This is a genomic window from Candidatus Pelagibacter communis, assembly GCF_001179985.1.
Taxonomy (GTDB): Bacteria; Pseudomonadota; Alphaproteobacteria; order Pelagibacterales; family Pelagibacteraceae; genus Pelagibacter; species Pelagibacter ubique_J.
In genome coordinates this window covers 1-2,147 of sequence record NZ_CVSI01000049.1, presented here as the reverse complement: position 1 = coordinate 2,147, position 2,147 = coordinate 1, and the positions used below count along the sequence as shown (strand labels likewise).

3 protein-coding genes are annotated in these 2,147 nt (G+C 30.9%); 1 reads left to right on the top strand and 2 read right to left on the bottom strand.

Features of this window, described 5'->3' with window-relative positions:
- Positions 1-856, top strand: an 856-nt coding sequence (locus tag AMN80_RS02205; RefSeq protein ID WP_075520372.1) for a branched-chain amino acid aminotransferase, incomplete at its 5' end; no start/stop codon positions are given.
- On the opposite strand, the gene pgsA is transcribed toward AMN80_RS02205, so the two are convergent.
- Both pgsA and AMN80_RS02195 read right to left on the bottom strand, forming a co-directional pair.
- The gene (pgsA, locus tag AMN80_RS02200; protein ID WP_075520371.1) at positions 857-1,438 is read right to left on the bottom strand and encodes a CDP-diacylglycerol--glycerol-3-phosphate 3-phosphatidyltransferase; all 582 of its coding nucleotides are present in this window, start codon (positions 1,436-1,438) and stop codon (positions 857-859) included. It lies immediately after the preceding gene.
- Positions 1,439-1,440: 2 nt separating this feature from the next.
- A partial coding sequence (locus AMN80_RS02195) for a helix-hairpin-helix domain-containing protein (protein ID WP_256997975.1) occupies positions 1,441-2,147 on the bottom strand: 707 nt, incomplete at its 5' end.

Genomic DNA, 2,147 nt, shown 5'->3' with positions numbered 1-2,147 from the left:
TAAGATATGGTACAATTCTGAACTTGTAAATTGGTCAGATGTTAAACTACATGTTTTAAGTCATGGATTACATTATGCAAGTTGTGTTTTTGAGGGCGAGAGAGTGTACGATGGCGAAATTTTTAAGCTTGAAGAGCACACTTCAAGATTTTTTCATTCAGCTAAACGAATGGGTTTTGAAATTCCTTATAGTGAAGATCAAATAAATAAAGCTAGTAAACTTATTATTTCTAAACAAAATGTTGAAAATGGATATGTAAGACCCGTTGCTTGGCGTGGAAGTGAAATGATGGCAATCTCAGCTCAAAAGACAAAAATTCATGTGGCTATAGCAACTTGGGAATGGGGATCTTATTTTGATCCAAAGCTAAAAGTTGAAGGAATAAAGTTAAATATATCAAAGTGGAAAAGACCTGCACCTGATACAATTCCTTGGGATACAAAAGCTTCAGGTTTATATATGATTTGTACATTATCAAAACATGAAGCTGAAAGAGATGGGTATACTGACTCACTTATGCTGGATCATGAAGGAAATATTGCAGAGGCTACTGGAGCAAATATATTCTTTAAAGATAAAGATGGAACTCTGCATACACCAATCCCAGACTCATTCCTTGATGGTATAACTAGAAGAACGGTTATAGATATTGCTAAGTCAAAAAATATTAAAGTTATTGAAAGAAAAATTTCTCCTGAAGAACTTAAAGATTTTTCAGGGTGTTTTCTTACAGGAACTGCTGCAGAAGTTACTCCAGTATCAAAAATTGCAGATTATGAATTTAAAGTTTGTAGTACCATAATAGAATTATCAGAATCCTATCAATTAATTGTTAGAAAAAAAAAGGCTGCTTAATTATTTGTTATCTTCTGAAATTGCATGATCAATTCCTTTTCTTAAATAATCATAGGCTGTAAATAATGTTAAAAAAGCTGATAGCCACAAAATAATTATCCCAATAGTTTGAGCGTTATAATCTTGAAAATTTAATATTTTGTTACCTGTTTCTCCAGATAGTAAAATAGAGATAGAAAACATTTGTAAAAAAGTTTTTAATTTTGCTAAATTTGATACTGGTAAATTAATCTGTCCTTTAGCTAAAAATTCTCTTAATCCTGAGATTAATATTTCTCTTGTTAAAATAATAATTGCTGCCACAACCTCAAGATTTTTTATAGTACCGTCCATCACTAAAAGTATAAGAGCTGTAGCTACAATAATTTTATCAGCAATTGGATCTAAAAGCTCTCCCAATTTAGACTCTTCTTTAAATAATCTAGCTAAAAGTCCATCTAAAAAATCGGTGAAAGATGCAAGAACAAATAAAAAACAAGGTATCACATCTCCATAAAATCCTGGTAAAAAAAAAGTTAATACGAATATAGGAACAATAATAATTCTTCCAATTGTTAGAATATTAGGAATTTTTTTTAGCATAATTATTCGTGAAAAAAGTTATATATCTTTCTTGCTACTTTTTCTTCAACACCTTCTACAGATTTTATTTCATCTAAACTAGCAGACTCGACAGCTCTTGCAGATCCAAAATGATTTAATAGAGCTCTTTTTCTAATAGACCCGATGCCACTAATCTGATCTAGAAGCGATTTTTTTAAGCCTTTCTTCCTTTTTGCTCTATGTGCGCTTATAGCAAACCTATGCGCCTCATCTCTTATTCTTTGTAAAAAAAATAAAGTTGGGTCGTTTTTTTCAAATTTGAATTCTTTACCATTATGAAAAAAGGTTTCATTACCACTATTTCTAAGTTTCCCTTTTGCAATTGCTATGATCGGAATCTCGTGGAGGCCCAATTCATTCATGGTTTCTCTCACTACTGAGTATTGGCCTTTTCCACCATCAATTAAAATTAAGTCTGGCATTGTCAAATAATTATCTTTTTCTTGAATGGCTCGTTTGAACCTTCGGTTAATAACCTCTCGCATCATGCCATAGTCGTCTTGCTCGTTATTTTTAATTTTAATATTAAATTTTCTATATCTTTTCTTTATAAAACCTTCTTCACCAAATGTAATCAACGCTCCTATGCTGTCAGTACCTTGAATATGACTATTATCGTATACTTCTACTAAGTTAATATTACTCTCAAGATCAAATTTTTGTGAAATGTTCTCAAATAAGTCTTTAT

Coding starts and splice junctions, on each gene's coding strand:
- pgsA (WP_075520371.1), bottom strand. CDS start 1,438: ATGCTAAAAAAAATTCCTAATATTCTAACAATTGGAAGAATTATTATT.